The following is a 24,495-nucleotide window of genomic DNA, read 5'->3' as shown; positions in this document are numbered from 1 at the left end:
ATCACTCCATTGCTATTTATGGTATATTAATCCACCATTTTGCTTTTAATTTAACTAAAAATTAGATATGAAAAAAATTAAATTATTATTTCTTACGTTAACGTCTATTTTAGCAGTATCCCCTAATATATCGGCTTCTCCTTTTTCAATAACTGAATCTCAAATCAATCAATATCTACAAGAGAAAGGAGCTATTGCGGATAAATTTGGCTTACCAGGATTATTTTTTCTTGATTATCAAGTAAGAAATTTGAGTACCCAAATTGGGCAAACTAATGATAAACGCGTAGAAATGAGCGGTACTTTAGAGGGTTTATTTCAATTTAGCAATAAAAAATTGCCAGGAAAATTAAATCTGACCTTCGATACAATTCCTTATTATAATTCCGAAGAAGGTGCCGTTTATTTAAAGAAAATGCGTATTTTACGTTGGTTAGGAGAACCACAGCAATATATGCAACAAATGCAAACAATCATGCCTTTTTTAAATGAAAATGTCGCTAAATTACTGGAAAATATTCCTGTTTATACATTAGATAAAAATAATATGCGTGATGTGCTTATAAAAAAATTTGCTAAAGAAATCCGTATAGAAAAAGGACAACTTTCCTTAGAGACTAGCATGTTCCAATGACCTTTATATGATGTAATTGAACGTTGCTTATTGATAGAAGGATAAAAAGAGCGGTGAAAATCTAAGAAAAATTTTCACCGCACTTTTGTATGAATTAATAAAGAAAAATTAAAATGCTGAGGTATCTTGGAATAGTCCAACTTTTAAATCTGTTGCTGTATAAATAACGCGGCCATCTACTTCAACTTCACCATCAGCCATTCCCATAACTAGTTTACGGTTAATAACTCGTTTCATATGGATTCGGTACACCACTTTTTTAGCTGTTGGCAAAATTTGCCCTGTAAATTTTACTTCACCAACGCCTAATGCTCTGCCTTTTCCTTTGCCACCAATCCAGCCTAAATAAAATCCAACAAGCTGCCACATAGCATCCAATCCTAAACAACCCGGCATCACTGGATCGCCAATAAAATGACAACCAAAGAACGGCAATTCAGGTTTAATATCAAGTTCGGCTTCAATATACCCTTTACTAAAAGCACCTGTTCCCTCATTCATTTCAATAATGCGATCCATCATCAGCATGGTTGGAGCGGGTAATTGTGGCCCTTCTTTACCGAATAATTCGCCGCGACCTGACGCGAGCAAATCATCATAAGAATAGCTACTTTTTTTATTAGGTGTACAAGTGTTTTGCATTTTAGGTTCCTTTACATATGATAAATTCAGTTTAAAACTGATATCAAACATTCTAAAGAGAAGATAGCAAAATGTAAATAGCTAACACTTGTTCGCAAAACTTGTCGGAGCAGTCACTTTTATAGATTATAGAAAAAAGAAAAGCGAACAAATGTTCGCTTTTTATCTATTAAAGACGGAAGAAATTCCAAAAACTTTTTCTTTCTGAATCAGCTCTCCCCTCAATTCGACGTTGAATGAGACGAGATAAAGGCTCAGTTTTTTCTGTATAATCTTTGTTTTCATCTAGCAAATCACGATTAAATAATAATTCACAAGCTTGATAAATATCTTCTACAGGATAAATAAAAAATTCACCATTTTTTACCGCACTTTTCACTTCATCAGACAAACTCAGTTGCTGAATGGTCGTCATTGGAATAATTACACCTTGTTTTCCAGTCAAACCACGACGTTGGCAAATAGTAAAAAAGCCTTCAATCTTATCATTTACCCCACCAACAGAATGAACAAGTCCAAATTGATCAATCGATCCTGTAATTGCGATATTTTGAGGCAAAGACAAATCGGCCAAAGCACTTGCAAGCACACAGAAAATTGCCAAAGATGCACTATCACCATCAATTTCACCATAAGACTGTTCAAACACTAATGAGGCAGAAAATGGTAATTGCGATGGCAAATCTAATATATTGGAAAGGCAAGCTTGCGCAATCATCATGCCTTTACCGTGAATATTTCCCGCTAATTCATTTTTTCTTTCAACGTCGATCACTTCCCCTTCGCCGAATTGTACAATACAACTAATACGCGAAGGTTCGCCAAAACATACGGGTGTACCTGGATATTCAATCACCGAAAGGCCATTAATTTGCCCAACAATTTCACCTTGAGTTTCGACATAAACTTGCTCATTTAAAATATCGGCATAAGTTTGTTCTTTTAGAAAACCATATTGCGCCAATTTTTGTTGAAAAATATCCTCAAAATCCTCCGCACTTAATGCTGTTTTTTCTGCAAAAGTTGAAGCATCTTGTAATGTTTCTTTTAATTTTAGAGGTGATGCGTTAATTAAAAAGCGATCTTCACTTTCACGAACTAATAATTGATAGAGTTTATTTAACGCTGAAAAATCTAGCTCAATATTTTGCTCTTGAGCCATTTGTTGAACATAACCAGCCCAAGTTTTTTGTTCCTCCACTCCAGCAACAGAAACATAACTTTCAATTTCAGCATAATCGGCGAAAGAATAAAGGTTTTCTTCTAACTCAGCCAAAGTAGCTAATTCGGTACGATTACCAAGTACAATCACTTTTAAGTTCAGCGCATAGCTTGGTATATCACAAGGTAAATTTTTAAATGGATGGGCTGAATACCAATCAAAAGTCTGGGTTTGCAAAATTTGTTTTAATCGCCCCCATAAATCAAATTGAGATAACAATGTTCCTGCACTTAAAATCAAAACTCCACCATTAGCTTTATGCACTAATCCAGGCACTAATTGAATATCTTGTGAACTTGGATGAATCCGAAAACTACCAAAAAGCTGGAATTGATCACAATACAATGCGCTCAACGCCTCACCTTGACTGGCAAAATTATCATCTAAAGATTTTGCTGGCTCAGTATAAACATGAGGAAAAGAAAAAGAGTCGCCTAGCTCTATCACATAATTCACACCGAAAATTGACCGCTCTTTGTGATGGTTTTGCGATATAAAATTTTGTAATAATTCCGCATATTCAACCGGCTCACCTACTTTCATCATCAATAAGGAACGCGTTGGATGGCATAAAAATAAATCAATAGCCTGCGTGGCATTCGGTTGTAATGTCCAGAAATCCACTGGTTCTAAAGGAAAATCTTGAATTGCCAAATCAGGTTGTAATGCCTGCCAATTTAAAGATTGCTCAATAGCTTGTTGTTGAGAAAATGATGAACTCACGGCTGGTCTCTTTCTAGAAAAATTAGCCACATTATCGCATATTTAATAGCCTTGTGAAAATCCACTAGAAAATCGGCATAAAAACACGTATATTAATACAGTTACCACGTCACTCAATGAAAAAATGAAATACCAAAAACTCGAAAATCAAGAAGCTAATTGGAAATGGATTTACCTAATTCGTAAACATCGCGAAGGGGAAAATATCACGCGTTATGAAGAACGAAGTTTACAAGAAGCCAAAGCGCAAGAATTATTAGAATCCCAAAATTATCCAGAAAAAATTGAAGAATGGATTAAGAATCATCTTTCTCCTACTCTACCAATTAAGCTTGATCAAGCCATTCGTGCACGCCGTAAACGCTTTTTTAATGGAGAAAAACAACATACAAAGAAAAAATCCATTGATTTGGAATATGCGGTTTGGCTACGTCTTTCTAAATATTCTCGAAAAATGAAAATGACACTTTCGGAAACAATTACCTATATGATTGACGAAAGAGAAAGTAAAGCACAATTTGAAAATCAAATGGCTGCAATGAAAACCAGTTTAAAAAATTTATTAAAATAAAAAAGACAAGCTGCAATTCTTGTCTTTTTGAGTTAGGACTAATAGAGAAAAAATTTAGAGTATTCGCATTATTACTCTTGATTATCCACAAGTGGAATTATTTTCGTGGCATGAGATCCTTTGTCTCCGTGGATAACTTCAAATTGCACTTTTTGACCTGCTTTTAATGAACGATAACCGTCCATTTCAATCACTGAATAATGTGCAAAAATATCGGCATCCACGCCTTCTGCGGAAATGAAACCAAATCCTTTTGCATTATTGAACCATTTCACAACACCAATTTCCATAAAAGACCTCTCTAGGCTTCGCCTACTAAAACAATAAATCAATAAGACTATCGCCTTATCACCTCGTATGGACGTTATATTCAAATATTTTTATCGGTTATGCAATGAGCAATATTCAAAAATGATAAGTAGATCACAAAAAATTTAATTTTCTGGAGTTTTTTTATCATTTTTATGAATTTCTCGTAGTGCTTTCGCCACTATTTGAATCGCTTCTCCGCTACTAACCCCTTTTGCCATAAGTTCTTGAATTTGTTCAACTGCTTTTTGTTGCTGTTCGTGTGTTAAGTTAATATCAAACATATTCCCACCCAAATTGATTCATTAATTGATGCCATTGTTCATCTAAACCTGCTGTAATTGTTATTTGCTCTTTCGTTATTGGATGAATAAAAGACAAACTATCAGAATGTAAAAATAACCGAGAACAGCCAAGATGCAAGGTTAACGCACGATTTTGATGCAAATCACCATATTGCGTATCACCTAAAATTGGGTGAAAAATATGTTTCATATGGCGACGTAATTGGTGTTTTCTACCTGTATGAGGGATTAATTTAACTAAAGAATAACGCGCCGTTTGATAACGCCCAGCAGGATAAGGCATTTCGACTATTTTTAATCCTTCATAATCAGTCACTGCTTCTTGAGGCTCTTTATCTTCTTGAGAAAATTTATCTGCGATTTTATCCAATTGAATTTTTAGTGGATAATCTATCCGCTCTTTTCCTTGTAGATACCCACGCACTACAGCCAAATAAGATTTCTGAACGCACTTTTGTTCAAACTGTTCACACATTAGATTCGCAATTTCACTGCTCAATGCAAATAACAACACGCCAGATGTAGGTCGATCTAAACGATGAATAGGAAATACATATTGGCCAATTTGATCTCGCAAAGTTTGCATCACAAATTGAGTTTCATGAGGATCTAACCAACTGCGATGAACCAACATGCCTACAGGCTTATTCACCGCAACTAGAAACTCATCTTGATATAAAATTTCTAACATTCTTTCTTGTTCAGAAGTTCTTCTAAAGCAACTAAAGGAGTTAATAGTTGTTGTAACTCATCAAATTCCTTCATTGCTTCTTCAATATAAGGAGAAATAGCAATTTTATTTGGTAAAGCAGAACCACTTTCTAACAATGCCTGCATTCTAGGAATAAATACCCACTGTAGCCACTCTTCGGCAGACATCGTATCAATTGAAAAAGGCTCCTCACTTAAAAAGGCCTCTGCAGCAGGGGGCATCGTTTGCCATAAATTAAGCTGCTGCATGGTAATTTGAAGCTGTTCAAGATGCTGTTTAGTTTGATTACGCATATTTTATATCCTAATTAATGAATGTTTTTTGCAAATACACGCACATTTGAAAAACCATTTTCTTTCAAATATAAGGCTTGTAATTTGCTCATCACACCACGTTCACAATACAACACGTAATTTTTACTTTGATCAAGGCTACCAAATTGAGAGGAAAGTTTGTAGAACGGCATTTGAATGACTTCATGTGTATCCGATTCAAATGGATTTTCATCCGTTTCTTCTGGGCTACGAATATCCAAAATCACTTCATTTTCACCTAATACAGAAATTGCCTCGACTTCTACGACTTCTTTTTCTGTTTCTTCTGCAATCTGGCGAATATCTAAATATTTCGCATTTTGCACCGCACTTTCTAGAATCTCAAAATTAAAATGCCCTTCTTCTTCAAGAATCTTTTCACGAACCGCTTTGATCGTAGGATTTTTTGAAATGACGCCACAAAATTCCGGCATAGATTTTGCAATATCGTCAGTGCCAATTTCTTTCGCCATCGCGATAATTTGTTCTTTATCATGGGTAATTAACGGGCGTAATACTAAGGCATCAGCGGCTTCATCAATCAAGCGTAAATTTGTTAAAGTTTGGCTAGAAACTTGTCCTAATGCCTCCCCTGTCACAATCGCTTCAATATTAAAACGTTGAGCGACTTTACTTGCGGCGCGCACCATCATCCGTTTTAATACAACCCCCATTTGTCCGTTATCGACTTTCTCTAAAATCTCACCGACAACTCCCTCAAAGTTAATCGCAATAAAGCGCACTTTATGTGAAGAACTATAGCGTTGCCAAATATGATAAGCCATTTGTTTTACGCCAATTTCATGAGCTGCGCCGCCAAGATTAAAGAAACAATAATGAACTCGGGAACCACGACGAATCAACATGTAACTCGATACGCCTGAATCAAATCCCCCAGAAATTAAAGAAAGCACATCCTCTTGCGTCCCAATCGGATAACCGCCAATCCCTGCGTGACGTGCTTTAACTAACATCATTTTGTCATCTTCAATATCAATACGAACAGTCACATCTGGATTTTTCAACCGCACTTTTGCACTTTCAATATGTTGATTTAATCCACCGCCGATATAACGTTCTGCTTCAATCGAACTAAATTTATGTTTACCCTTGCGTTTTACTCGAACGCAAAAGGTTTTGCCTTGAAGTTGTTGTGCGACATCAGCAAGCGTCAATTCAAAAATATGATGTAAATCGGTAAACGGTTTTTCTTCAACTTCTAAAAAATGATGAATACCAGGAATACGTTGTAACAAGGCGATTAATTCTTCACGATTTTTTTCATTTTTTGACCGCACTTCAATGTAATCCCAGTGACGTACAACTGCGGTTTCTTCATCATATTTCTGTAAAATATTGCGGATATTAGAGGTTAAAATTTTTGCGAAACGTTTACGAACAGTTTCGCTCTTAATCATGATTTCAGGAAAAAGTTTAACGATAAATTTCATATGAATAGCTTGGGTATTTAAAGTGGCAAGTATTTTACGCAAAGATAGTGAAAAGTCCACTGATCCTAGCTTGAAATAAATTTTTAACAACTCAAGTAAAATACAGTACAATGACAAGCAATTTTTACCGTGAAAAAGGATAATTCCATGGCGCGTAAACCCGCATCTTCACAAGATTTTGAAACAACGTTAGCGCAGTTAGAAAATATTGTTATACATTTAGAAAATGGCGATCTACCGTTAGAAGAAGCGTTAAAAGAATTTGAACAAGGTGTGCAACTCGCTAAGTTAGGACAAGAACGTTTACAACAAGCAGAACAACGTATTCAGATCTTATTGCAAAAAACAGAGGACGCCCCACTGAATGATTATGAAGGAAATGCTTAATGGATAACTTTTCTGAAGAATTACAACAGGTTCAAACTCGAATCAATCGCTTTTTAGAAGCTCAATTTGAGGGTATTGAAAGTCATAATGCGCCTTTGCTTGACGCGATGAAATACGCATTATTACTTGGTGGCAAACGGGTTAGACCTTTTTTAGTTTACGCAACAGGTCAAATGCTTGGCGCAGAGAAACCAACCTTAGATTACGCCGCTGCCGCTATTGAAGCCATTCATGCCTATTCCTTAATTCACGATGATTTACCTGCAATGGATGATGACAATCTACGTCGTGGGCATCCTACTTGTCATATCCAATTTGATGAAGCTACGGCTATTCTTGCGGGCGATGCACTGCAAAGTTTCGCATTTGAAATATTAACCAAAACACCGAATATTTCTTCTGAACAAAAACTGGCTTTAGTTAAAATTTTAGCTCAAAGCTCTGGCGTACAAGGGATGTGCTTAGGGCAAAATTTAGATCTTATCTCTGAGCATAAACAAATTAATTTAAGTGAATTGGAATTAATCCATCGTAACAAAACGGGCGCATTGCTGATTGCTGCATTAAAATTGGGTTTCATTTGTTCTCCGCATTTTGCCGACAAAAGGTTAGAACAATCCTTAACGCAATATGCGGAAGCCATTGGCTTAGCCTTTCAAGTACAAGACGATATTTTAGATATTGAAGGTGATAGCGCAGAAACTGGCAAACAAGTCGGCGCTGATCTTGATTTAGATAAAAGTACGTATCCCAAATTACTTGGGTTAAGTGGCGCAAAACAAAAAGCGCAAGATTTATATCAAAGTGCTTTGTCTGAATTAGAAAAAATTCCTTTTAATACGACCGCACTTCGTGCATTAGCTGAATTCATTATTACTAGAAAAAGTTAATACCGACCGCATCAATGCTCACAAAGTGCGGTCAAAAATTATAACGTTTTTAAAATGACTAACAATATGAACAATTACCCCTTATTATCTTTGATTAATTCACCAGAAGATTTGCGTCTTTTAAATAAAGATCAGCTACCACAACTCTGCCAAGAATTACGCGGTTATCTTTTAGAATCTGTTAGTCAAACTAGCGGGCATTTAGCATCAGGTTTAGGTACTGTAGAGCTAACCGTTGCACTACATTACGTATATAAAACACCGTTTGATCAGTTAATTTGGGATGTTGGACATCAAGCCTATCCACACAAAATTTTAACCGGTCGTCGAGATCAAATGTCCACAATTCGCCAAAAAAACGGTATTCATCCTTTCCCTTGGCGTGAAGAAAGTGAATTTGATGTATTAAGCGTTGGCCACTCCTCTACTTCTATTAGTGCTGGATTAGGTATTGCTGTCGCCGCAGAACGAGAAAATGCAGGTAGAAAAACGGTATGCGTCATCGGTGACGGAGCAATTACTGCAGGAATGGCTTTTGAAGCGCTGAATCACGCAGGTTCTATTCATACTGATATGTTGGTCATTTTAAATGATAATGAAATGTCAATTTCAGAGAATGTCGGTGCACTGAACAATCACCTTGCTCGAATTTTCTCAGGTTCTATCTACTCCACATTACGAGATGGAAGTAAAAAAATTCTCGATAAAGTTCCACCTGTAAAAAACTTTATGAAAAAAACTGAAGAACATATGAAAGGAGTTATGTTCTCGCCAGAAAGTACATTATTTGAAGAACTCGGTTTTAATTATATTGGTCCAGTGGATGGGCATAACATTGATGAATTAGTGGCAACACTTACGAATATGCGTAATCTGAAAGGCCCACAATTATTACATATAAAAACGAAAAAGGGTAAAGGATACGCACCTGCAGAGAAAGATCCAATTGGTTTCCACGGCGTACCCAAATTTGACCCAATCAGTGGTGAATTGCCTAAACACAATACGAAGCCAACTTATTCGAAAATTTTTGGTGATTGGCTATGCGAAATAGCAGAAAAAGATTCCAAAATTATTGGTATCACACCAGCAATGCGCGAAGGTTCTGGCATGGTGGAGTTTTCTCAACGTTTCCCAGAACAATATTTTGATGTAGCGATTGCTGAACAACACGCCGTCACGTTTGCCACTGGACTTGCTATTGGCGGATATAAACCTGTAGTCGCGATTTACTCGACATTTCTACAACGTGCTTACGATCAATTAATTCACGATGTTGCTATTCAAAATCTACCTGTATTATTTGCGATTGATCGAGCGGGTATCGTAGGGGCTGATGGCCCAACACACCAAGGGGCATTTGATCTTAGCTTTATGCGTTGCATTCCAAATATGATCATCATGACACCAAGTGATGAAAATGAATGCCGTCAAATGCTCTATACAGGTTATCAATGTGGAAAACCTGCGGCGGTGCGTTATCCTCGAGGAAATGCCATTGGTGTTGGACTAACACCTTTAGAAATGCTTCCCATCGGTAAATCACGTTTAATTCGAGAAGGTCAAAAAATTGCGATTTTAAACTTTGGTACCCTGTTACCATCTGCGTTAGAGGCAGCAGAAAAACTCAATGCAACAGTTGTCGATATGCGTTTTGTGAAACCGATTGATATTGAGGTGATTAATGTGCTTGCACAAACTCACGATTATCTGGTTACATTAGAAGAAAATGCAATTCAAGGTGGAGCTGGATCTGCTGTTGCGGAAGTACTAAATTCATCTGGAAAATCAACCGCACTTTTACAGCTTGGTTTGCCAGATTATTTTATTCCCCAAGCGACACAGCAAGAAGCATTGAAAGATTTAGGATTAGATTCAAAAGGAATTGAGGAAAAAATTATCAACTTTATTAAAAAACAAGGTAATTTATAAAAATAAACGCGATGATGACTTCATCGCGTTTTTTCTTAATCAATAATTCTTAAATGAGAAGCTGATTTTGTTTTCTTTTTTTCTTCTCGTTTTTTAGGACTCTCTACAGCCTCATGAAAACCAGTTGGTTGTTCAGTATCTGGCTCAGAATTAAGTTCATCATAAACCTCTTCTGGTTCAAACATCACGCCATCACCATTTTCACGAGCATAGATCGCAAGCGCTGCGCCCATTGGGATATACAGCTCACGAGAAACACCTTTAAAGCGCGCATTAAACTGGATGAAATCATTTGTAAGTTGTAAATTGCCCGTAGCATTGGCAGACAAGTTCAATACAATCTGTCCATCTTTTACATATTCGACAGGAACATTCACACCTAAGTAAGTCGCATCAACAACTAAATAAGGCGTAAAACTGTTATCTACTAACCAATCATAATAGGCGCGTAATAAATAAGGGCGCTTAGGGGAAGCTTTGTATTCCATTACTTATCATCCATTAAATTTTTCGGTGCAGCCTCACCTACAGACTGCAAAAATGAATCTCGACTAAATACACGATCCATGTATGCCTTAATTGGTTTACTACCTGGACCTGTAAATTCCACGCCTAAATGTTTTAATTTCCATAACAATGGCGCAACATAACAATCTACTAAACCAAACTCTTCATTCATGAAATAAGGTGTTTGCTGGAAAACTGGAGTAATCGCTAAAAGTTCTTCTTTTAATTGTTTAAGCGCTTCAGCTTTTTCACTTTCTGTACCATTTTCTGCTTTTTTGAGAGTTGGGTACCAATCTTGTTCAATTCGTAACATCAAAAGACGATCTTTTGCTCGAGAAACTGGATACACTTGCATTAATGGTGGATGCGGAAAACGCTCGTCAAGATATTCCATAATAATTCGTGAACTAAACAAAACAAGATCACGATCAACTAGCGTAGGCACCGTAGCATATGGATTTAATTCCATTAAATCTTCTGGTAATGCTTGCAAATCAACTTCTTCGTTCTCATAAAGTACACCTTTTTCAGCTAAAACAATTTTTACCTGATGACAGTAAATATCATCTTTATTTGAAAAAAGGGTCATTACTGAACGTTTACTTGATGCGCTGGACATTTATTCCTCCGAAGATCCAAAAATATTCTATATTTTATAAGGGGTGTCTATTCTATCACAAAGCGTAAGTCATTTGCCAAATAATTCTTTTTTATTGTTTTATAATCAATAAGTTAGATAACAAAAAAGCAGAGATTTCTCTCTGCTTTTCTTTTTCGAAACGAAAATAAAAATTAACGTTTTGAGTATTGTGGACGACGACGTGCTTTGTGTAAACCCACTTTTTTACGTTCAACGCGACGTGCGTCACGAGTAACGAAACCAGCTGCACGAAGTGCTGGGCGTAATGTTTCATCGTATTCCATCAATGCACGAGTGATACCGTGACGGATTGCACCCGCTTGACCAGAAATACCACCACCTTTAACAGTGATGTATAGGTCTAATTTATCAGTTAACTCAACCAATTCTAATGGTTGACGTACTACCATGCGCGCAGTTTCACGGCCGAAGTAAACGTCTAATTCACGTTGGTTGATAGTGATTTTACCACTGCCCGGTTTGATAAATACACGAGCTGAAGAGCTTTTGCGGCGACCTGTGCCGTAGTTTTGATTCTCTGCCATTTTCTAAACCTCGTGATTAAATATCTAATACTTGTGGTTGTTGTGCAGCGTGTTGGTGTTCAGCACCTGCGTACACTTTTAATTTACGGAACATTGCACGGCCTAATGGACCTTTTGGCAACATACCTTTAACCGCAATTTCAATCACTGCTTCAGGACGGCGAGCGATCATTTCTTTGAAAGTCGCTTGTTTAATACCACCTACATAGCCAGTGTGCCAGTAGTAAAGTTTATCTGTTTCTTTACGACCAGTTACTGCCACTTTGTCTGCGTTGATAACGATGATGTAATCACCTGTATCTACGTGCGGAGTGTACTCAGCCTTGTGTTTACCACGAAGACGACGTGCTAATTCAGTCGCTAAACGACCTAAAGTTTTACCTGTCGCATCTACTACGTACCAGTCGCGTTTAACCGTTTCTGGTTTTGCTACAAAAGTTTTCATTAATTAATTACCAAAAATTAGTTTGATACCCAGTGTTCTTACGAACACAACCATTGATCTTAATCGCCACCCCTTCGAGTGAGATCTCGATAAAATAATGTACGATGGGAATTCGCACATTTACAGGGTCGGTGTATTATACATATTTATTTCATATATGCTAATTTTTTATGCAATATTTTAGTATTTTTGCTGAAACCTATTTACATTAACTAAATTAATGTTTTTAATGAATTTATTAAAATTGACTCATACATAAAGTTATTTTATTGTTAACTCAAATATCATCATACTAGCTATAGGAATTTTTATGAGCTACGCTAAAGAAATTGACACGCTTAATCAGCACATCGCTGACTTCAATAAAAAAATTAATGTTTCTTTTGAATTTTTCCCACCAAAAAATGAAAAAATGGAAACGCTTTTATGGGATTCGATTCATCGTTTAAAAGTGTTAAAACCCAAATTCGTTTCTGTTACTTACGGCGCAAACTCTGGCGAGCGTGACCGCACTCATAGCATTGTAAAAGCAATCAAACAAGAAACTGGATTAGAAGCGGCTCCGCATTTAACTGGTATTGATGCCACACCTGAAGAATTAAAACAAATTGCTAAAGATTACTGGAACAGTGGTATTCGTCGCATCGTTGCATTACGCGGTGACGAACCAAAAGGATATGCTAAAAAACCATTTTATGCGTCAGATCTTGTAGAATTACTCCGTTCTGTCGCTGATTTTGATATTTCTGTAGCAGCTTATCCAGAAGTTCATCCAGAAGCAAAATCAGCACAAGCAGACTTGATTAATTTAAAACGTAAAATTGATGCGGGTGCAAATCATGTTATCACTCAATTTTTCTTTGATATTGAAAGCTACCTACGTTTCCGTGATCGTTGTGCATCAATTGGTATTGATACTGAAATCGTGCCAGGCATTTTACCTGTAACTAACTTTAAGCAATTACAAAAAATGGCTTCTTTCACTAATGTGAAAATTCCTGCATGGCTTGTTAACGCTTATGAAGGATTAGACGATGATCAAACTACTCGTAATCTTGTAGCAGCTAGTGTTGCGATGGATATGGTGAAAATTTTATCTCGCGAAGGCGTGAATGACTTCCATTTCTATACGCTAAATCGTAGTGAACTAACTTATGCAATTTGCCATATGTTAGGTGTAAGACCAGAATAACTTAAAGATAAGATATTTTTCTTCCATGAAATAAGGGCGTTATTTACGCCCTTATTTAAATATAAAAAACTTTAACCGCACTTTATTATTTGACTAACTCTGTTTGCATATACATTAATCGATCAATATCCGTCAAATAATGTCCCAATTCTTGCTCTTCTGGTTTATGCAAATAAGGAATTTTACCTAAAAGTGGCGCATCAATATGCTCAACAAGCAAATCAACAATTTCTGCATAATGGCTTAATAATGGATTAACACGGTTAGCTATCCAGCCCAATAACGGTACGTCTAGCTGTTGAATCGCTTGCACAGTTAACAACGCGTGATTCACACAACCATCTTTAATACCAACCACAAGAACTACAGGCATTTTTCGTTGTGCAACCCAATCAGCAAAACTTTTTCCCTCCGCCATTGGTGTCATTAAACCAAACGAGCCCTCAACCACCACAGACTGATAATTTTGATTTAATTGAGTTAAATCATGATTAATTTTATCTAACTTAATACGCGTCCTATCTTGTGTCAGCATCGGTGCGCTATGACTAAAGGTATAACTATTAATATCCTTGTAGGACACATTTTCTTTGGTAGAATCCATTAATGTTAATACATCTGAATTTGCTAAATTATCATAATCTGATGTATTTTCTTCTTGCATCGCTGGGTAAATACTTTCCTCACCGCAACAAGCAATGGGTTTATAGCCAACCACTTGCACACCTTGTTTTTGCAAGGCTTGAATAATCGCGCGGGTTGCTGTGGTTTTTCCCACATTTGTATCTGTCCCCGCAACAAAAAAGCTACTCATTTTTATCTCCTTTAAAAAGTGCGGTGGATTTTAAAAGAATTTTTCCTTTAAAAATTTGAGATAACGCAAATTTTCTCTTTTTCGTATCAAAAATAAACAATTTATTTGATCTCACTCAAGCTATTAAATAAACCATCATCTTGTTTTGGTATTTGCAAATAAAAGCCTTGTTGTTTAATTTTTTCCAATACCTCATTACAATCTACATTATGTAGAGGCTTGCTTCCCAGTAAATTAAACATCATCACTAATTCTGGTTTTCCAAAGTGGCTCAGTAACACTTCTGGCACTTGAGAAAAATCCTCTCTTTTCGCAATATACAGATAGCTCCCTGGTTTCTTTTTACTTTTATAAATTGCACATAACATATTTTGTTTTCCTAAATAAAAAATCCCTATTAAATTTCTTTAACAGGGATTTTATCATTTAAATTGATTAAAGCATTATTTTGCTGCTTCTTTTACTGCATCAGCTGCTTGAGTTGCTTTTTCAGAAACTGCATCTTTAACTTCAGTCATTTTAGAAGTAGCTGCATCTTTCATTGCATCCATTTTTGATGATGCAGCGTCTTTCATTTCGCTAACTTTAGCTGCTGTAGCATCTTTTACTTGTTCAACTTGTGCCATTGCTGCATCTTTAACTTCAGCAGCTTTCTCTACTGCAGTGTTTTTCACTTCAGTTGAAGCTTGTTTAGCAGCATCTTTAACATCAGCAACAGCATTAGTTGCTGCGTCTTTTGCTTCAGAAACCATTGATGTTGCCGCTTGTTTAGCTGCATCAACTTTTTTTTGTGCAGTTTCTTCTTTATCGAAACAACCAGTTACCGCTAAAGCTGAACCTAAAACTAATGCTAGTGTTAATTTTTTCATAATTTTCTCCATAGAATAAATCTTGATTATGGCAAAGCTCCATTGCTTTGATGTGGCGTAGTTTACGGAAATTTTATTAAAAGAAAATAGCTAATACAAAAATTTACATTTCTGATAAATATATAAGTGTAAAAAATAGCATTAACACATTGATATTTAATATATTTTAAAAAAGTTTCATAGAAAAATTTTATTTTTTGTAAAGAAATATATATGAATATATGTTTTAGATTTAATCAATCTTATGAATTTCTCTAGATGCTTGATGTATCAATATTTCTGATTTATTACCATCCCATAATAATTGAGCAATCGTAGCAGGATAAAATGGTATTGGATTTCGTTTTCCATACAGTTCAGCAACAATTTCTCCAACTAAAGGTAAATGAGAAATAATCAATACAGATTTAACCCCATCATGTTTCAGCACTTCTAAATAATCAATGACTGAATGCGCATGGCCATAAGGGGTTATTCCCTCCCAAGTTTCAAGTTTATTTTCTAACTCTAAATCAAAGGCTTGATTAACTTGATGAAAGGTTTCTTGAGCTCTGACATAAGGGCTCACTAAAATACGGTCTAGTGAATTAAGTAACAATGTACTCAAATGCTCTTTTAACCACTCCCCTTGAGAAAAAGCTTGTTTAATACCATAGGCAGTTAAGCGACGAGCTTTATCACTATTAGCCATTACTTCAGCCTCGCCATGACGCATAATAAAAATATTCATTTTGCTTTCCTAAGTATTTGATAAAAATAAACCGCACTAAATAAAGTGCGGTTAAAAAATTAATGAGACTTAACTGTTTCTGCAATTTCTTCTGCACATTGTTGTGCAAGTTCAGCATCTTGGCATTCCACCATAACGCGAATAAGTGGTTCCGTACCCGATTTACGCAATAAAATACGACCTTTGCCTTCTAAACGTTTTTCAACGTCTGCGGCAACAGATTTTACAGCGTCACTTTCAAGTGGATTATCCCCACCTGCAAAACGTACATTGATTAACACTTGTGGGAATAATTTAACCGCACTCGCTAATTCATTTAATGATAATTTATGCTGTGCCATTGCCGCCAATACAGCTAATGACGCAACAATGCCATCGCCAGTTGTATTTTTATCCGCAATGATAATATGTCCTGAATTCTCACCACCAAGCGTCCAATCGTTTTCAACCATTTTTTCCAATACGTAACGGTCGCCTACATTTGCACGTAAGAAAGGAACGCCAAGCATTTTCAACGCAATTTCTAAGCTCATATTACTCATTAATGTGCCAACGACACCGCCTTTTAATTGACCTGAGCGCAATGCTTCACGTGCAATAATAAAGAGAATTTGGTCGCCATCGACTTTATTTCCTAAATGATCGACCATCATAATGCGGTCACCATCGCCATCATAAGCTAAACCAACGTCAGCTTTCATTTCAACTACTTTGGCTTGCAATGCAGTCACATCAGTTGCACCACATTTTTCATTAATGTTCAAACCATTTGGATCTGTACCAATTTCAATGACTTCCGCACCAAGCTCTCTCAACACGTTAGGAGCAATATGATAGGTTGCACCATTTGCACAGTCTACCACGATCTTATAACCTTCCAAGCCTAAATGAGCAGGGAATGTGCCTTTACAAAACTCAATGTAGCGTCCTGCTGCATCATTAATACGACTTGCTTTACCTAATTCAGCAGATTCCACACAATCCATAGGTTGCTCTAACATTTCTTCAATGGCTTCTTCAATTTCATCAGGCAATTTAGTGCCTTTTGCTGAAAAGAATTTAATGCCATTATCATAATAAGGATTATGAGAGGCTGAGATCACAATACCCGCTTCAGCACGGAAAGTTCTGGTTAAATAAGCAATAGCTGGTGTAGGCATAGGGCCAGTAAATGCAGCAGATAACCCCGCAGCAGCTAAACCTGCTTCAAGGGCTGATTCCAACATATATCCAGAAATTCGAGTATCTTTACCTATTAAAACCATTTTAGAACCTTGAGAAGCCAATACTTTTCCTGCTGCCCAACCTAATTTTAATGCGAAATCTGGTGTGATTGGATAAGTACCCACTTTTCCACGTACACCATCTGTTCCAAAATATTTACGATTTGCCATAATAAAATTCCTTTAATTTTTTATCGTTATAAAACCATCAGGCATTTTCTGTTGCCTGCCAAACTTTGAGCATATCTGATGTTGCTGCAACATCATGTACGCGTAAAATTTTTGTACCTTTTTGCGCAGCAATAAGCGCTCCTGCCGCACTGCCAATTACTCTTTGATCAACAGGTTTATCAAGCACGGCACCAATCATTGATTTGCGAGATAATCCCGCTAATACTGGATAGCCTATCTGACAAAATTCATTCAGATTTTGTAATAATTGATAATTATGCTGTACAGACTTACCAAAACCAAATCCCATGTCCCAAATTAAGTTTTCTTTTTTAACACCAGCAGAAAGACATTCATTAGTACGTTTCTGTAAAAAAGCTAATACATCTTGTACGACATTCTCATAATGAGGATTTGCCTGCATCGTTCTAGGTTGACCTTGCATATGCATAATACAAACAGGCAAAGCCAGTTTTACCGCCGTTTCTAACGCATTTGGCTCTTGCAAAGCACGAATATCATTAATCAAATCCATTCCAACACTTGCTGCTTCACGCATCACAATTGCTTTTGAGGAATCAACAGAAATCCAGCAATCAAAACGGCTTCGTACCGCTTCCACTACTGGCACAACACGATGTAATTCTTCTTGTTCAGAGACTTCATCCGCATTAGGGCGTGTAGATTCACCACCAATATCAATAATTGTCGCCCCCTCTTCCAACATTTTATCAACTTGAAAAAGTGCTTTATCCAAACTAAAAAACTGTCCGCTATCAGAAAAAGAATCAGGCGTAAAATTAAGGATTCCCATAATCTTAGGAACGCTTAAATCAAGACATTTATTATTCGCGTAAAGTTTCATAAAGTGCGGTGGATTTTTAGATTGATTTTAATTGGGCGATTATAACGGAATACGCTGAAGAAAAAAATCATTAGGGAAAAATAAAGCCTTTCCGAAGAAAGGCTATTAGCATAGAACGTAGAATGATTTATCTCAACTAGTCAAATTAGAAGCTGTATCTTAATCCTAAATTAACTTGCCAATCTTGTCGAATTAGATGTTTATTAGAACGCTGAACATCCAAGTAAATCTGTCTTCCTTTTTTCTTATTTTCATGGCTGATTCCTACTCCGTAATTAAACCAATCATCCTTATTATTCATTTCTATTTTAGCTGTATTTAGATCATTCACCACAGAACCCAAAAATTCCTTATTATACATAAGCTTAATATAAGGGCTTAACACACTATCGCCATAAAAATCTAATCCAGCTCTAAATCCAATACGTCCAATTAAACTATTTGAATTTTTAGTCATTGATTTCAAACCATTTGAAGAATGAAGTGTATAATCATCTACAAATTGATAAATCAATTGCATTTCAGGTTGAATATAAAATGCTTTTTCCTTTTTCTGTAAAAGATAAGATCTTTTTCCAGTCTCAATAGATAATAAGTAAGAATTAATACTTGCATTATTTGATTTAATATTTTCATTAGAATAATTCACAATGTCATATTTTCCTTTATATCGCATCATCTTACCGACTAAATCAATGTAAATATCATTATTTTTATTTAACCAGGTAGAATAAATACCAATGCCTTTACCGGATATTTTTGTTTTACCTTCAAAGCGTTTAGGGTATGTGGAAGCATTTAGATTCTCGACTGAAATTCCGTTGTAATTAATCCAATTATTTCTTAAATTCAACCAATCAAAACCAGCTTTAATTCCCCAATAATGAGTATTAAAACTACCGATGGTGTCATTGGCAAAACTTGTATATTTTCCATTAACATGTTTAATCCAAGCATTATGAGGTTTTAAATCTGTTTTATCAAAATGGATTTCTCCAAGTCGCTGAACCAATGTTTCTGTATTTAATAAGTTGATTTGATAGATTGTGTTACTTAAACTTAGGCTACTTTCTGCTCCTGGCGTCAATTTGCCCTTACCATCGTCCTCATAAGGGAATAGATACCAGTTATTTACATTCGCATCATTAATAGAAACAATTTTAGAGTCAGTGGCTCTACCTAATGTATATAGGTATGCACCTTTTTCTATGACAGCTTTAGGACGGCTAGGCTTTTTATCATCTGTAGGAACCGCTACATGATTATCTTCATTAAGTAATGAAAATACCGCCTTATGATCCTCTGGTTTTCCTAGACTTTCCACTAGTTGCAACACTTCTGTACCCGTAGATTTGGAATCTGCCATATTTTGGAAATGAATGCCATGTTTCCCTTCACTGCTGGACTTAATGATGAGTTTGTCTGTGGCTCCTGTTTGAACATTACCTGCCATATGGAGCACGCCACCAGTTCCCGTTAGGGTATCCGTAGTTAAGGAAAGAGGTACTTCTGTATCGCCAAATCTAACTTCTCCCGCATTGGATAGAGCCAATCGATTGATACTAGAATTTTCCGTCATTTTCCAATAACTGCCACTATCTATTTTCACATGGATAGTACCATTAGGATTGTTATCTGCTTTACCAATGAAATAGGAATCTTTCGTCAATAGATTGACATCAACAGTTCCACCATTCGTAGCAAATACATTACCTACTATGGTTGTCGTATCCTTGCCCGACACAGTAATACTCGTATTCTTGCCACCTGCTACCAAGGCAGGGTCCGTTGGATTCCCATCGATGTTTAACTTTTTATTGAAAGTAATTGTATTCGCATTCGTATCACCGTCTGCCTCAGTTTTAGCCAGTACACCTACTTTCTCGTTTCCAGTACCAACCATGACAATTGATACATCCCCATTGAAAGTAGTATTCGTGATATTATTCGCATCACTATGTATTTGTGAGATACCAGTACCTGAACCTTCTGTATCTACTTTAATTGCCAACGATGAATCAGCATCAGAAGTTATGGTTGTACCTGCTCCCGTATTGGCTGTATCTTTTTGAATTCGTATGCCATAACCATTAGAAATCGCCTCAGTGACAATGCTGTTCTTGCCTTTCCACTGAATAGAATTACTACCAGCACCAGCGTTTCTAGCGCTCATCAGATTCACACCATAGGCATAGTTCCCTTTTGTAGTGATATTCGTAGTATCTAAGGTGACTGCATTTGTCCCTTGATTCTCATTTTTTATATCAATACTTCTAGCCACATAACCGGATACTGTTTTTACATCACTGTTGGTAAGGTTCAATGTGTTTTTACCTTCCACTGCTCCCACTTGTACACCATATACCCATAATTTACCGGTGGTAGAAATGTTGTTCTTAGTACCAGCCAAAGTAACCCGATTTTCACCATTAGATGCGGCTCCGATAGACATGCCCCACACCATACCACCTGCGCTGTTTGTGATTAAATCAGTATTGGCCTTTAAATTAAGCTCAGAGAAACCATGATCGTTCGTATACGTACTGAAGTTCGATATGTCCTTTGTGTTACTCGGCGATTCATTAGTGATAGTGGATACTAGATTCTTACCTTCTTTTGATGATATATGAACACCACCATTAATATTTACATTCGACAAAAAAGTCATTTCTGTATCCGTATTACCTGAGATGTTACTTGTTACATTGCCATCAAAGGTAATACTAGAGCCGCCTCTTTCTGGATCAATAGTATCCTTAGTAGAGACAGTGTGGTATCGATTTTCTCCTCTGTTTTCAAGGCGTAACGCTGCCACATCTAAATCATTCGTAGTTGACTCTGTATGCATGGTCAAATCATCATGAAAATGCAGGTGCGATTCTCCCCCTTGATTCGATTGCAAAAAGAATCCATTTACACGTTTTTCATAGGGTTTTAAAGTTCCTGGATTAATCATTTGTGCTCGAATATCCATAGTAGCTTTCCTTAAAAAGTTCACAGTAGATACTGGCTTCGTCACTTCACCAGAACCTTGTCCGACTACTTTTACCACATTGAATATAGGATAAAAATTCCCATGATATTTTTCATGGGTTGTAATGTCAAAATTTGCATTCGTATCAAAATTAAAAATCGTTTCCGACCGATCAATCAACTTGCTGTTAGAGTTATATACATTTACACCATCTTGCCAATCAATAGAGGTGCCATCATCTACATGAATAATATTCAGCGTACCTGGCGATCTCAGTGTGACTTCTGTAGTTGCTTTCACAGGATCTCCTCTATACGTTTTATTGACAGCGTGTATGATATGATTGACCGTATTTCCCCGCAAATATTTCGTTTTAGATCCTAGCACGTCTCCATCTGCATAAGTGTAGGTAATGTGAGTTTTTGTGTCGCTATCTTCGATAATCACACCCCCATTTGCGTGAATTTGATTAGGGGATCCAATAGGTTCAAATTCTTGCCAATTATTTTTTGTCACCGTGTCTACCGTGAATCCCTCCGCATGGCTCACCAATGATGTGAATATAAATGGATACAGTAATATATTTGTATTTTTCATAATATAATTCTCTCTTGAGTGAATTGACTGAACTTGACCGCAAACGACATTCTTTCAAAAATTACATTCAAGTAAACCGCTCATATAGTACCTCTAAGTTGTTATCATTGAAATAGATTTCGAATATAAAAAAGCCTTTCCGAAGAAAGGCCTTGTTGATTAGAGAGTTGATTAGGAATTAGAATCTACCGAATTTTCACCCGCACTTTGAGCATTATTACTATCTGCATAAGCAGCTTGCCCAGTGTGCTCTTCCCATCCAGATGGCGGAGTGACTGGTTCGCGATTCATCAATTGTTTGATTTGTTCTTCTTCAATAGTTTCATATTTAACTAATGCATCTTTCATCGCATGAAGAATATCCATATTATCAGTCAAAATCTGTCTTGCTCTCGCATAGTTACGATTTACAATTGCACGAACTTCTTCATCAATTGCATGAGCGGTTTCATCTGACATATGTTTTGCTTTCGCCATTGAACGACCTAAGAAAACCTCGCCCTCATCTTCCGTATAAAGAATTGGCCCTAATTTGTCAGAGAATCCCCATTGCGTCACCATATTACGCGCGATATTAGTCGCTACTTTAATATCATTTGATGCACCCGTTGAGATATTTTCTTCACCGTAAATCAAATCTTCTGCCAAACGCCCCGCATACAAGGTAGAAAGCTTACTTTCTAATTGTTTTTGGCTAATGCTAATTTGATCGCCTTCAGGCAAAAAGAATGTTACACCCAAGGCACGACCACGAGGAATAATAGTCACTTTGTGTACAGGATCATGCTCAGGAACTAAATAACCTACAATCGCATGACCTGCTTCATGATAAGCAGTCGACTCTTTTTGCTTATCCGTCATAATCATGGTACGACGCTCTGGCCCCATATTGATCTTATCTTTCGCTTTTTCAAACTCAAGCATGGTTACCATACGTTTATTCACTCGAGCAGCAAATAAAGCAGCTTCATTCACTAAGTTTGCTAAATCTGCACCAGAATAGCCCGGCGTACCACGCGCTAATGTCATTGCATCAACATCTGGTGCTACAGGCACTTTGCGCATATGCACTTTTAAGATTTGCTCACGACCTTTCACATCAGGCAAACCAACAACAACTTGTCGGTCAAAACGGCCTGGACGAGTTAAAGCTGGGTCAAGTACATCTGGGCGGTTAGTTGCTGCAATAACAATTACACCATCATTACCGCTAAATCCATCCATTTCAACGAGCATTTGGTTTAAGGTTTGTTCACGTTCATCATGTCCACCACCTAAACCTGCACCGCGTTGACGACCTACTGCATCGATTTCATCAATAAAGATTAGGCAAGGTGCGTTTTTCTTAGCCTGTTCAAACATATCACGTACACGTGATGCACCAACACCCACAAACATTTCTACGAAATCAGAACCAGAAATAGTGAAGAATGGAACTTTTGCTTCCCCTGCGATAGCTCGAGCCAATAAAGTTTTACCAGTACCTGGAGGCCCTACCATCAAAATACCTTTTGGAATTTTACCGCCCAAGTTTTGGAATTTATTCGGATCACGCAAGAAATCAACGATTTCGCCCACTTCTTCTTTTGCTTCATCGCAACCAGCAACATCCGCAAAAGTCACTTTAATCTGATCTTGATTCAGCATTTTGGCGCGACTTTTACCAAAGCTCATCGCTTTGCCGCCACCGCCTTGCATTTGGCGCATAAAGAATACCCATACGCCAACAAGGAATAACATTGGGAACCAAGAAATTAAAATTTGGGATAAGAAACCACGTTTTTCAAATGGCGTACCTTCCACTTTCACTTTTTTGCTTAACAAATCATCAAGCAATTTTTTGTCTTCAAGAGGCGGCATTACGGTTGAGTATTTAGAACCATCCGTTTTCGTTACCGTAATTTCATTGGCATCAAAACGTGCTTCTGTCACTTGTCCATTGCTTACATCGTAAACAAAGGTTGTATAATCAGTAGAATTATCTACCGAAGAGGAATTAAAACTCTGGTATGCTGTCATCATAATGACCGCGACTACCACCCAAAGTACCAGATTTTTGACCATATCGTTCAAAGTCTAACCTACCTTTCCTAAGTTAAAAAATTTTTTACAAGATACTACACATCATTAGCGATGAAAAGCTATCAAAGCAATTAGCCTTTATAGCCTGTCGCCACAATATATACCTCACGAGAGCGTCCGCGTGATGCTTCAGGCTTACGCACTTTCACCACATTAAATAAAGAACGAATTTCTCTTAAATATTCATCAAAGCCTTCACCTTGGAAAACTTTAACAACAAAGCTTCCTTTGGTTGCCAAGACCTGTTTACACATATCTAAAGCAAGCTCGACCAAATACATTGCGCGTGGAATATCCACTGATGGCATTCCACTAAAATTGGGTGCCATATCAGACATTACTACATCAACTTTATCTTCGCCTACGCGCGCTAATAAAGCATTCAAAACATTTTCATCACGGAAATCGCCTTGCAGAAAATCAACGCCTACAATGGGATCCATTTCTAAAATATCACAAGCAATCACTCGACCTTTGCCACCAATTTGTCCCACCACATATTGCGACCAACCGCCAGGTGCAGCGCCAAGATCGACCACAGTCATTCCTTGTTTAAATAATTTATCCGTTTGCTGAATTTCATCAATCTTAAAATAAGCGCGTGAACGCAACTTTTGCTTATGCGCTTTTTGCACAAATTGATCACTGAAATGTTCATTTAGCCAGCGAGAAGAACTCGCTGAACGTTTTTTCTTTCCCATAATCTTCTATTTTTGGTAGTAGTTTTGCTTATATTTGGTTACAATCTG

General features: G+C 36.9%; 26 protein-coding genes. 6 read left to right on the top strand and 20 right to left on the bottom strand.

What is annotated here, in order from left to right; genetic code table 11:
* Positions 1-67: 67 nt before the first annotated feature.
* The gene (locus tag DV427_RS08100) at positions 68-634 is read left to right on the top strand and encodes a YceB family lipoprotein (protein WP_114891962.1); all 567 of its coding nucleotides are present in this window, start codon (positions 68-70) and stop codon (positions 632-634) included.
* Positions 635-742: 108 nt separating this feature from the next.
* Here DV427_RS08100 and fabA read toward each other — a convergent pair whose 3' ends face one another.
* Positions 743-1,276, bottom strand: a complete 534-nt coding sequence (gene fabA / locus DV427_RS08095; RefSeq protein ID WP_114891961.1) for a bifunctional 3-hydroxydecanoyl-ACP dehydratase/trans-2-decenoyl-ACP isomerase — start codon at positions 1,274-1,276, stop codon at positions 743-745.
* A gap of 169 nt (positions 1,277-1,445) precedes the next feature.
* On the bottom strand, positions 1,446-3,221 hold the full coding sequence (locus DV427_RS08090; protein WP_162790292.1) for an AAA family ATPase: 1,776 nt from the start codon (positions 3,219-3,221) through the stop codon (positions 1,446-1,448).
* A gap of 124 nt (positions 3,222-3,345) precedes the next feature.
* Here DV427_RS08090 and matP point away from each other — a divergent pair, with 124 nt between their 5' ends.
* Positions 3,346-3,792, top strand: a complete 447-nt coding sequence (gene matP, locus DV427_RS08085; RefSeq protein WP_005671410.1) for a macrodomain Ter protein MatP — start codon at positions 3,346-3,348, stop codon at positions 3,790-3,792.
* Between the two features lie 71 nt (positions 3,793-3,863).
* Here matP and cspD read toward each other — a convergent pair whose 3' ends face one another.
* From cspD to thiI, 5 genes are all read right to left on the bottom strand, one after another.
* Entirely contained in the window at positions 3,864-4,082 is a 219-nt protein-coding gene (gene cspD, locus DV427_RS08080) for a cold shock domain-containing protein CspD (RefSeq protein WP_005628872.1), read from the bottom strand.
* 144 nt (positions 4,083-4,226) lie between these two features.
* Entirely contained in the window at positions 4,227-4,385 is a 159-nt protein-coding gene (locus DV427_RS08075) for a YoaH family protein (RefSeq protein ID WP_114891959.1), read from the bottom strand.
* On the bottom strand, positions 4,378-5,097 hold the full coding sequence (truC, locus tag DV427_RS08070) for a tRNA pseudouridine(65) synthase TruC (protein ID WP_114891958.1): 720 nt from the start codon (positions 5,095-5,097) through the stop codon (positions 4,378-4,380). Before truC ends, DV427_RS08075 begins: the two co-directional genes overlap by 8 nt.
* Complete coding sequence (locus DV427_RS08065) at positions 5,091-5,411, bottom strand: YqcC family protein (protein WP_046942853.1); 321 nt, start codon at positions 5,409-5,411, stop codon at positions 5,091-5,093. Before DV427_RS08065 ends, truC begins: the two co-directional genes overlap by 7 nt.
* A 14-nt stretch (positions 5,412-5,425) precedes the next feature.
* Positions 5,426-6,883, bottom strand: coding sequence for a tRNA uracil 4-sulfurtransferase ThiI (gene thiI, locus DV427_RS08060; protein ID WP_114892188.1), 1,458 nt, complete (start codon positions 6,881-6,883; stop codon positions 5,426-5,428).
* 147 nt (positions 6,884-7,030) lie between these two features.
* Between thiI and xseB the strand changes: the two genes are divergently transcribed.
* The 3 genes from xseB to dxs are packed head-to-tail and all read left to right on the top strand — an operon-like array spanning position 7,031 to position 10,092.
* Positions 7,031-7,270: an exodeoxyribonuclease VII small subunit gene (gene xseB, locus DV427_RS08055; protein WP_005637884.1), complete on the top strand. Its 240-nt coding sequence runs from the start codon at positions 7,031-7,033 to the stop codon at positions 7,268-7,270.
* On the top strand, positions 7,270-8,160 hold the full coding sequence (gene ispA / locus DV427_RS08050) for a (2E,6E)-farnesyl diphosphate synthase (RefSeq protein WP_114891957.1): 891 nt from the start codon (positions 7,270-7,272) through the stop codon (positions 8,158-8,160). Before xseB ends, ispA begins: the two co-directional genes overlap by 1 nt.
* Before the next feature lie 54 nt (positions 8,161-8,214).
* On the top strand, positions 8,215-10,092 hold the full coding sequence (dxs, locus tag DV427_RS08045; RefSeq protein ID WP_114891956.1) for a 1-deoxy-D-xylulose-5-phosphate synthase: 1,878 nt from the start codon (positions 8,215-8,217) through the stop codon (positions 10,090-10,092).
* 35 nt (positions 10,093-10,127) lie between these two features.
* On the opposite strand, the gene DV427_RS08040 is transcribed toward dxs, so the two are convergent.
* The 4 genes from DV427_RS08040 to rplM all read right to left on the bottom strand — a co-directional run bounded on the left by DV427_RS08040 (position 10,128) and on the right by rplM (position 12,229).
* Positions 10,128-10,580 carry a ClpXP protease specificity-enhancing factor gene (locus tag DV427_RS08040; RefSeq protein ID WP_114891955.1) on the bottom strand — a complete coding sequence of 151 codons (453 nt, stop codon included), beginning with the start codon at positions 10,578-10,580 and terminating at the stop codon, positions 10,128-10,130.
* Positions 10,580-11,218, bottom strand: a complete 639-nt coding sequence (sspA, locus tag DV427_RS08035; RefSeq protein WP_114891954.1) for a stringent starvation protein SspA — start codon at positions 11,216-11,218, stop codon at positions 10,580-10,582. The genes DV427_RS08040 and sspA overlap by 1 nt, the downstream gene beginning before the upstream one ends.
* A 173-nt stretch (positions 11,219-11,391) precedes the next feature.
* A complete protein-coding gene (rpsI, locus tag DV427_RS08030) occupies positions 11,392-11,784 on the bottom strand; it encodes a 30S ribosomal protein S9 (RefSeq protein WP_005631594.1) in 393 nt (130 codons plus the stop codon).
* Positions 11,785-11,800: 16 nt separating this feature from the next.
* Entirely contained in the window at positions 11,801-12,229 is a 429-nt protein-coding gene (rplM, locus tag DV427_RS08025) for a 50S ribosomal protein L13 (protein ID WP_005628896.1), read from the bottom strand.
* Positions 12,230-12,539: 310 nt separating this feature from the next.
* Here rplM and metF point away from each other — a divergent pair, with 310 nt between their 5' ends.
* Positions 12,540-13,421 (top strand): methylenetetrahydrofolate reductase, encoded by an 882-nt coding sequence (gene metF, locus DV427_RS08020; RefSeq protein ID WP_114891953.1) that lies wholly within the window; start codon positions 12,540-12,542, stop codon positions 13,419-13,421.
* An 85-nt stretch (positions 13,422-13,506) separates the two neighbouring features.
* Here metF and bioD read toward each other — a convergent pair whose 3' ends face one another.
* The 9 genes from bioD to rlmE all read right to left on the bottom strand — a co-directional run bounded on the left by bioD (position 13,507) and on the right by rlmE (position 24,447).
* Positions 13,507-14,235 carry a dethiobiotin synthase gene (gene bioD / locus DV427_RS08015; protein ID WP_114891952.1) on the bottom strand — a complete coding sequence of 243 codons (729 nt, stop codon included), beginning with the start codon at positions 14,233-14,235 and terminating at the stop codon, positions 13,507-13,509.
* A 101-nt stretch (positions 14,236-14,336) separates the two neighbouring features.
* Positions 14,337-14,603 carry a YcgL domain-containing protein gene (locus DV427_RS08010; protein WP_005637899.1) on the bottom strand — a complete coding sequence of 89 codons (267 nt, stop codon included), beginning with the start codon at positions 14,601-14,603 and terminating at the stop codon, positions 14,337-14,339.
* A 75-nt stretch (positions 14,604-14,678) separates the two neighbouring features.
* Positions 14,679-15,116, bottom strand: a complete 438-nt coding sequence (locus DV427_RS08005) for a hypothetical protein (RefSeq protein WP_114891951.1) — start codon at positions 15,114-15,116, stop codon at positions 14,679-14,681.
* A 220-nt stretch (positions 15,117-15,336) separates the two neighbouring features.
* Positions 15,337-15,834, bottom strand: coding sequence for a phosphohistidine phosphatase SixA (sixA, locus tag DV427_RS08000; protein ID WP_065249574.1), 498 nt, complete (start codon positions 15,832-15,834; stop codon positions 15,337-15,339).
* Between the two features lie 59 nt (positions 15,835-15,893).
* On the bottom strand, positions 15,894-17,228 hold the full coding sequence (gene glmM, locus DV427_RS07995) for a phosphoglucosamine mutase (protein ID WP_114891950.1): 1,335 nt from the start codon (positions 17,226-17,228) through the stop codon (positions 15,894-15,896).
* A gap of 37 nt (positions 17,229-17,265) precedes the next feature.
* Positions 17,266-18,093, bottom strand: a complete 828-nt coding sequence (gene folP / locus DV427_RS07990) for a dihydropteroate synthase (protein WP_114891949.1) — start codon at positions 18,091-18,093, stop codon at positions 17,266-17,268.
* Between the two features lie 145 nt (positions 18,094-18,238).
* Positions 18,239-21,664: an autotransporter outer membrane beta-barrel domain-containing protein gene (locus DV427_RS07985; protein WP_114891948.1), complete on the bottom strand. Its 3,426-nt coding sequence runs from the start codon at positions 21,662-21,664 to the stop codon at positions 18,239-18,241.
* A 171-nt stretch (positions 21,665-21,835) separates the two neighbouring features.
* The gene (gene ftsH, locus DV427_RS07980) at positions 21,836-23,728 is read right to left on the bottom strand and encodes an ATP-dependent zinc metalloprotease FtsH (RefSeq protein WP_114891947.1); all 1,893 of its coding nucleotides are present in this window, start codon (positions 23,726-23,728) and stop codon (positions 21,836-21,838) included.
* An 89-nt stretch (positions 23,729-23,817) separates the two neighbouring features.
* A complete protein-coding gene (gene rlmE, locus DV427_RS07975) occupies positions 23,818-24,447 on the bottom strand; it encodes a 23S rRNA (uridine(2552)-2'-O)-methyltransferase RlmE (protein WP_005637911.1) in 630 nt (209 codons plus the stop codon).
* Between the last annotated feature and the right edge of the window lie 48 nt (positions 24,448-24,495).

This window comes from Haemophilus haemolyticus (assembly GCF_003351405.1).
In the GTDB taxonomy this organism is placed as follows: Bacteria; Pseudomonadota; Gammaproteobacteria; order Enterobacterales; family Pasteurellaceae; genus Haemophilus; species Haemophilus haemolyticus_N.
Note: the sequence above shows the minus strand (reverse complement) of the source record. Positions and strands in the feature narration are given on the sequence as shown.